General features: G+C 39.5%; 9 protein-coding genes and 1 pseudogene. 4 read left to right on the forward strand and 6 right to left on the reverse strand.

The genetic code is table 11. The features are described 5' to 3' along the window. Positions 1–1437 precede the first annotated feature (1437 nt). Both LC574_RS19140 and LC574_RS19145 read left to right on the forward strand, forming a co-directional pair. Positions 1438–1605, forward strand: a complete 168-nt coding sequence (locus LC574_RS19140) for a hypothetical protein (RefSeq protein ID WP_229454970.1) — start codon at positions 1438–1440, stop codon at positions 1603–1605. Continuing rightward, positions 1587–1940 (forward strand): hypothetical protein, encoded by a 354-nt coding sequence (locus LC574_RS19145; RefSeq protein ID WP_229454971.1) that lies wholly within the window; start codon positions 1587–1589, stop codon positions 1938–1940. Before LC574_RS19140 ends, LC574_RS19145 begins: the two co-directional genes overlap by 19 nt. A 521-nt stretch (positions 1941–2461) precedes the next feature. Here the strand turns inward: LC574_RS19145 and LC574_RS19150 are convergent. Beyond that, the gene (locus LC574_RS19150) at positions 2462–2698 is read right to left on the reverse strand and encodes a DUF4327 family protein (RefSeq protein WP_012407481.1); all 237 of its coding nucleotides are present in this window, start codon (positions 2696–2698) and stop codon (positions 2462–2464) included. A gap of 225 nt (positions 2699–2923) precedes the next feature. Beyond that, complete coding sequence (locus LC574_RS19155; RefSeq protein WP_229454972.1) at positions 2924–3184, reverse strand: hypothetical protein; 261 nt, start codon at positions 3182–3184, stop codon at positions 2924–2926. A 199-nt stretch (positions 3185–3383) separates the two neighbouring features. On the opposite strand from LC574_RS19155, the gene LC574_RS19160 reads away from it, so the two are divergent. Next, on the forward strand, positions 3384–3620 hold the full coding sequence (locus LC574_RS19160) for a hypothetical protein (RefSeq protein WP_229454973.1): 237 nt from the start codon (positions 3384–3386) through the stop codon (positions 3618–3620). 108 nt (positions 3621–3728) lie between these two features. On the opposite strand, the gene rbfA is transcribed toward LC574_RS19160, so the two are convergent. Together rbfA and LC574_RS19170 are read right to left on the reverse strand one after the other, a co-directional pair. Next, a complete protein-coding gene (gene rbfA, locus LC574_RS19165; RefSeq protein ID WP_229454974.1) occupies positions 3729–4148 on the reverse strand; it encodes a 30S ribosome-binding factor RbfA in 420 nt (139 codons plus the stop codon). A gap of 123 nt (positions 4149–4271) precedes the next feature. Next, positions 4272–4478: a DUF751 family protein gene (locus tag LC574_RS19170; protein ID WP_100901538.1), complete on the reverse strand. Its 207-nt coding sequence runs from the start codon at positions 4476–4478 to the stop codon at positions 4272–4274. Between the two features lie 156 nt (positions 4479–4634). Here LC574_RS19170 and LC574_RS19175 point away from each other — a divergent pair, with 156 nt between their 5' ends. Next, positions 4635–5573, forward strand: a complete 939-nt coding sequence (locus tag LC574_RS19175) for a DNA adenine methylase (RefSeq protein ID WP_229454975.1) — start codon at positions 4635–4637, stop codon at positions 5571–5573. On the opposite strand, the gene LC574_RS19180 is transcribed toward LC574_RS19175, so the two are convergent. Further along, positions 5545–6021: a PD-(D/E)XK nuclease superfamily protein gene (locus tag LC574_RS19180; RefSeq protein ID WP_229454976.1), complete on the reverse strand. Its 477-nt coding sequence runs from the start codon at positions 6019–6021 to the stop codon at positions 5545–5547. The genes LC574_RS19175 and LC574_RS19180 overlap by 29 nt on opposite strands. 430 nt (positions 6022–6451) lie before the next feature. Beyond that, a pseudogene (locus LC574_RS19185) lies at positions 6452–6938 on the reverse strand (hypothetical protein); the annotation flags it as partial.

Raw genomic sequence — 6938 nt, forward strand, 5'->3', positions numbered from 1 at the left:
CCCTCAGAGACGACTATGATCAACATGGGTGTTTTAAGATTAGGTATTGGGGAATTATTGGCGGCGATCGCATTAAAGGGATCTGAAAAGAGACGCGATTAATCGCGTCTGTACAGGAGTTAGGAGTAGAGACGCGATTAATCCGTCTGTGAAATGATATGCAGCTTTTTTAATTCTTCTCGGTGGAAAACACGCGCCAGATAATAAAGACCGTCAAACCTAGATAGGTAAATACTGTCAGCCATTCTTGCCAGCTACCAAATTCATTATTCATCAGCAAAAGCCGGAAAATTAATATTTTTAGATCCTACACGTTGAGGTTGTCATACCAACTTCGGCAAATCACTTATAATATGTCATTGCGTTCGCCCCTGGCGTTCCCGTTCGCGCAGCGTCTCCGTCAGGAGAAGGGTATGCAACGAAGTGGAATGAAGCAATTCGCTTGCGGTTTGGGATTGTACGCTTTGTTCGCTTTTGACTAAGTATTAAGTCGAACATGATATCAGTCGCTTGCTGTATTTTGGGGCAAAAACGCTACTCAAAAATTTTTAGCGAATTTTCCGGAATCGATAACAGCAAAGTGGTATCACTTATCAGAGCATCGATATTATACTGAACCTCTATAACTAACCTTCGGGGAATATAGCCCCATTGTTTACGCTCAAAAGCCTGGTCATGAAGACTGGGCTTTTGATGTTTATACCAATAGTAGTTACAGATGGATACCGGGAAAACGTAGACGCGAACGCATCAGCGTCTCGTAGAGAAGCGGCTTGCCGCAGGCTACCACAGAGGCACAGAGAACACAGAGAAATAAGAGTTTGAGAGAGTTTTTGGGTAAGGGACTTCCAAAAAATAAATTATCCCAAATTAATTTGTACGTTTGTAGGGACGCACAGCAATGCTCAGACATGTCAACTTATACCAATTCTATTAGGACTTACGCACGCTCTACGAATTCTTGGCGTTCTTGGCGTCTTGGCGGTTCGATAAATTAAGCTTTTGGGCGATTTTTGCGTAAGTCCTATCTATATGAAGATGCATAGAATTGGTATAAACTTCATATTTTGACTAAATTCAATAAGCAAAATCCGGAATTACTTTCTCAAAATAAGCTTTGACTTACTCAAACCCCAGTTTGCCTTCTGATTTTGGTGTTTTCCGCAAGTAAAATCAGCTTTGACTTACTCAAACCCCAGTTTGCTTTCTGATTTTGGTGTTTTCCGCAAGTAAAATCAGCTTTGACTTACTCAAACCCCAGTTTGCTTTCTGATTTTGGTGTTTTCCGCAAGTAAAATCAGCTTTTGCTTTCTCAAAATGCCATTTGACTTACTCAAACCCCAGTTTGCTTTCTGATACCAATTTGAAAAAAGAATGCGACAGATATACACTCTCAAACCCTTGTGATATCTAGTTTTCTTCCTAACAGAATTTTGAATGACTTGTGTGTACACCGTGCTTCTGGTGCGATCGCCAAGGCTGGGGCGCATCCTCGAAAAAGGGGGCTTCGCCGCCGTCGATCTCGGCGGCTTCGTCTCTTCTTCCGGTAATATTAGTACTTATCAAGAAGTTTTAATAAAAAAGATATGTCTTCAATTCCTCTAACCTTGAACCTAATTGAAGGTTCTGTCTCCTTCAGTTTTTCACCCCAAGCAGCACGAGAATTAAAAGCAGCAACAGATCAATTGATGGAGCGCCTGAAAGCTGTGGCCGCTAAACCCACTCCTGGCGGTGGTAAAGTAACTCCCCAGCCTCCCCTGGAATATCGTTATACGGGTGAAGTATTTTTAGAAATTTTCTGTAATCCTAATATCTGGCCAACACCCTTCGCAGCCAAAGTTTTGCTGACTGTCCGCAACGTCAACATCCGCTTGACTACTGAAGCTGAACTTACGCGTATAATTGAAGACATCAATAATTACTTAGAGCAAGTAGAATAATAGTTCATGTGATTTTTCTGTGCTTTTGAGATTTTAAAAAATACCATACAAATTTTGGATTTTGCGAAAATTGAGCCAGTTGCTTGCAAAGTTTCTCTCTTTTGTCGCAACTGGTGACGGTTAGCCCGACTGAGCAAACTTTTCAAGACGGATTTTGGCTTTGAACAGCAAGCAGACCTATCGCTTACTTCAGGGAAGCGATGCAATGAATTGCGAGTCAAAAGTGAAGTTCCTACATTTACCTATTAGATAAATGTAGGAACTTCACAGAATCTACCTACTAGACTCAAGCTCTAGCACCAGATATACACAAGAAATGGTTCTGATGCCTTCTTTAACTTGAAAAGTTGTATAAATTCAGACTCCAATGCTTCTAGGTTAATGAAAAACGCAAGATTCTATATGGGGCAATGCTCATCAAAAACCAGAGATTATCCCCCAGATTGGACGACGAATCGTTGATGGTGATATCCACACATCGAAAATGAACCCCCAATCCCAAATTTGAAATCAAACATTGATTAGTCGTTGTCCCACTGTTCACGACCAATTAGGTCGCCAATGCGATCGCGTAACAAAAAGTCACATTTCTCTAATTCACATTCAACGCAAACCCACTCTCTCGCTGGAATGTATTGGCAGAGAGTATATATTGGCTGTTGTCGGCTAATCATTCCCTTTTGCACCAGTCGGCGTGCTTCGTCTTGAATCAGATCGAGAGAGTAGTAATTGATAGAAGGCACCGTATTCACACTCATGTTTTTTACTCACAAATTAACACTTACGATAGTGTTCCCGTTAAAAATTAGGAACAAAGATTACAGAAATTAGACTTGTGGCTAGGATTTTGTAGTTTGCTATACGGAACTATTTTTATTTTGACGCTAGATATCCTGAAATTATCTCAATAAATGTTAAGAAAGTCAACGAATTCTGACATTTCTCGAAAATCCGCTTTACAAAAAAAATTCCGAGTAGTTAACTTAACCTGCTATGGCGGCTGTATAGTTTTTATGCAACAAGTCTGAAAGTCTTGCCATTACTGTATTTAGGCAAGATTTGGCGGTTGTCCAGAGGTTCAGGGTACGACGCCGATAGCGAGTCTTCTCCCTTGGCGTTAGCCTCTCCCTTTGGGAGAAGGGGAGCCACTGCGGTCTTGGGGTTTCCCCAAGTGGAGCAAGTGGCGTGAGACGCCAAAGGCGATAGCGCAGCGTTAGCGAGTCATCGAGCGTCACGAGCGTCATAGCCCGCCGCAGGCATCGCTTACATATTAAATAATCACCTTAAAGCCGGATCTAGAACTGCTGGTATTTATTTAAGGGTAAACAACACAAGAATATTTGTCATATACTAGGGTATAAAGTGTTGCAAAACATAACGGCTAATGTTGCACAGTTGTCTTTGGATAAACATCTGTAGAAGGGTGGAGTAAAGGACTTCCAATTGAAGGGGGCAGGGGGAGATGAGGGGGATGAGGGGGATGAGGGGGATGAGGGGGAAAACTTTCTCCTCTGCTCCTCTGCTCCCCCTGCCTCTTTTCTCCTCTTGCTTCAAGAACCTACCCCAACCAAGAAATTCCTTAACCGAACGGTATTGGGGGTAGAGCGAAAGAGGAATAGTAGAGTAGCGACAGAAGCCAAGGCAAGCAAAAAACATATATATGCAACTACCGATCCCTGAAGTAGATTATGGTCATATTAAAACAGACGCGATTTCGTCACGTCTGTAAATTGTTTGGCGGATTTGCTGAGATTAATTGTTCTGAAGTTACATTGTTATTTCAGTTACTCATTCATCAGATGATTCATCATTTTGATCGGTGCTGTCTTCTACTGTTACCAGATTTTCTGGGGGACGCTGATGGTTAAGTTGGTTTAGTAGTGCCAGTACTTTATTACCGCGTTCTATGGAGCGATCTTCGAGAAACAGCACCTCTGGTGTACGACGTAGCCGTACCCGCGCCCCAAGTTCACTGCGGACGTAACCTGTAGCCGACTTTAAGCCTGCCATTGTTTCTGCTTTAGCTTCATCTGTACCATAGATACTGACATAGATTTTGGCGTGTTGGAGATCGCCGGAAACATCAACATCAGTAACACTTACCATTCCAGTACCCACACGGTCATCCTTGATGCCGTTGAGCAGCATTTGGCTAACTTCCCGTTTGATCAATTCAGCAACGCGGGAAACCCGACGATTTGTAGCCATAAAAATTTCGCCTCATTACAGAGGTTGTACAACAAAAATAGATGCAAGTTGGGTAGACAGTAGTTAGCGAGAGCAACGCTAAAAAAAACCGTCTGTGGGGCAGAGCCCCAATATAGCGCTAGTCTAGATTGTACTCAAGCCCAACATTGCCCGTAGGGTGAGAGTAAGGAAGACTAGGCTGCTCACAAACAAACCCAAGATAGCAATTAAGGTGACTGGGCGCTTCAACAATGGCACTAACGGCGCAAAGGTGTTAATAAACAGTCCTAAGACGATAGTAATTAAGTACCGGGGGTAGCGAAAGACGTTATCCCAAAATCCGTCAAACATCTGATTTTATACTCCTTTATTATAATTCAGGTGGTCTATTTTACCTTTTTTTCATGACTTTATTCTAATACGTGTTGTTTTTGCCGCACCATACTAATATAAAATATAATTTCTCATTAACACCATGTAGGTTTCAATTTTATTAAATTAATAGTAATGCTAACTCAAGTCCATGATAAAAGTGATTATCGTCCATTCCTGAAATGGGCTGGCGGTAAAAGTAAATTAATTCACAAATATATTAAATATTTGCCCCAAAATATTGATAAAATTAAGCGTTACTATGAACCGTTCTTAGGCAGTGGCGCTTTATTTTTCTACTTAGTAAATCGATACTCGACAATCAAATCGTCATACCTAACTGATATTAATGAAGAATTAATTAATACATATCAATGTATTCAAAAAAACCTAGACGATGTAATTTTACTACTACAAGAACATGAAAAAAAACATAATGAATATGCTAATTATTATAAAAATAATGGTTATAAAAGTAAAAATAGCAAAGAAAAAAATCAGTATTACTACAAGGTAAGAGACGAAAAATACGACAGCGATATTGAAAGAGCATCTCGTTTAATTTATCTTAATAGAACCTGTTTTAATGGACTTTATAGGGTCAATTCACAAGGTACATTCAATGTACCATTAGGTAGATATGAAAATCCCAAGATTTGTCAAATAGATTTACTAGGTTTAGCATCACAAGCACTTTCTAAGGCTGAGGTGAAAACAGCAAATTTTAAGGAAGTACTAGATTATGCAAACAGCAGTGATGATTTTGTTTATTTTGATCCACCATACCATCCTATTAGTAAAACTAGCTATTTTACAGCTTACAATCCCCACTGTTTTAGTGAGGATGACCAAAAAACTTTAAGAGACATTTGTGCAACACTAGCAAGCCGAGGTGTCAAAGTTATGGTATCAAACTCTCATTGTAAAGAAATTGCAGACATTTATAGGGAAATTGGTTTTCAACTACACACAATACAAGCACCACGAACAATTAACTCAAACATAAAAAATAGAGGGATGATTTATGAGCTATTAATTACATCTTTTAAATATTTTTATTTGCCCAAGCAATGAATCTGTCTAAACTATAAACTGCTAATAAATTATGGTTATCATTAACTCTTGCTTTTAGCCATTTGCTTGCGCCTTCTCGCATACCTTCACCGCCTAAAATTACGATAGTTGGTGCAGGGTAATAGTTCTGGATGTTCATGTTCAAGTAAGGAAACTTTTCATCAACCGAACCGGGGCTTTCTTGCCATTTGCACTCGAAAATTAAACCAGATGGCATTGCAGGTGAGCCAACAACATAAAAATCAACCTTCAGAACGGTATGATAAATTCCAGTTCCAATATAAATTTCTTTTCCATAACGCTTTGGCAATAAAGCAGCATTTAGTATAAATTCTTTTGAGACATAGTTCCCGACTTGGAAATAATTATGTCCAGTCAAAATTGCTTCTACATTTCCTTCTAAAATATTCCCAGACTTATTTGCCCTTCCGCCTTGAATTAGAGCCATCCTCAATCCCTCTACCAAAAATCCTGCTTATTATAGGATTTCACAAAAGCAGTAAAAAAGGGTCAGTTGCTTAATATGAATTTTTGATTTTGGCTATACCCAAACAAGATAAATAGAAGGATAATTTGGTAATTTTGTACTAGATAAATACAAATGTATTAATAATTTGGACAAGGAAAAGGCTATAGCAATCCTAAATCATTCGTGAGAAAATACTGAATAAATTCATGAGTAATATTTGTAACTAAAAGGGAATTGTGGGAATGTGGATGCGATCGCGCTTTACAGGAAGTCGAAAATATTCTTAGTGGGGAGCAGTGAACCAAAAGTTACCTCACCTTCTTATTACATCCTAAAACTACTATATTTGTAAAATTATATGTAGTAACTAAGATTGAGATTAGATGAATTCAGTTATTTTGCTTTGGCTTTAGCCCGTTTGTGCTTCAGTATTACCGTTGCGGATAGACCATGCTAGTTCTAAAAGTTGAGTCCAGCGTTTTTGTAATTGTTTGGGAGTGCATTTAATGGCTTTAGCGATCGCAACGTCATTTTCCCGTGCAGTTTTTAATTCTAAAATTTGCTGTTGCTGTTCTGTGAGTTGATTCACAAAGATTTCCCACTGCTGGGAAGATAAACCCAATTTTTGCTCTAAACCCGCACCTAACCATTGATGTACCAATTGCCAATGGTGTTGTTTGGCAAACTTTTCTACGTGATATTTAAAGCGTTGTTGGAGATAATCGCGCTGACGGCTGGTTAAACCAAGAATTTGGTCAATTTCTGGGGCTGAGAGGTCTTGAAGTTTCAAGCTGAGGTAGTTCATACAGTCAGATTGTCCTTGAGAATCCAGGTATTTCATCAATTCAGTGATGACGCGATCGCGTTCTGACTCTTCTGATGGATCGAAATTAGTT

Origin of the sequence: Nostoc sp. CHAB 5715 (assembly GCF_020829685.1) — a bacterium.
Classification (GTDB): domain Bacteria; phylum Cyanobacteriota; class Cyanobacteriia; order Cyanobacteriales; family Nostocaceae; genus Nostoc.

Excerpts from the sequence above, each read along its gene's own strand:
- LC574_RS19140 (WP_229454970.1), top strand. The coding sequence starts at position 1,438 with ATGACTTGTGTGTACACCGTGCTTCTGGTGCGATCGCCAAGGCTGGGG.
- LC574_RS19145 (WP_229454971.1), top strand. The coding sequence starts at position 1,587 with ATGTCTTCAATTCCTCTAACCTTGAACCTAATTGAAGGTTCTGTCTCC.
- LC574_RS19150 (WP_012407481.1), bottom strand. The coding sequence starts at position 2,698 with ATGAGTGTGAATACGGTGCCTTCTATCAATTACTACTCTCTCGATCTG.
- LC574_RS19155 (WP_229454972.1), bottom strand. The coding sequence starts at position 3,184 with ATGACGCTCGTGACGCTCGATGACTCGCTAACGCTGCGCTATCGCCTT.
- rbfA (WP_229454974.1), bottom strand. The coding sequence starts at position 4,148 with ATGGCTACAAATCGTCGGGTTTCCCGCGTTGCTGAATTGATCAAACGG.
- LC574_RS19170 (WP_100901538.1), bottom strand. The coding sequence starts at position 4,478 with ATGTTTGACGGATTTTGGGATAACGTCTTTCGCTACCCCCGGTACTTA.
- LC574_RS19175 (WP_229454975.1), top strand. The coding sequence starts at position 4,635 with ATGCTAACTCAAGTCCATGATAAAAGTGATTATCGTCCATTCCTGAAA.
- LC574_RS19180 (WP_229454976.1), bottom strand. The coding sequence starts at position 6,021 with ATGGCTCTAATTCAAGGCGGAAGGGCAAATAAGTCTGGGAATATTTTA.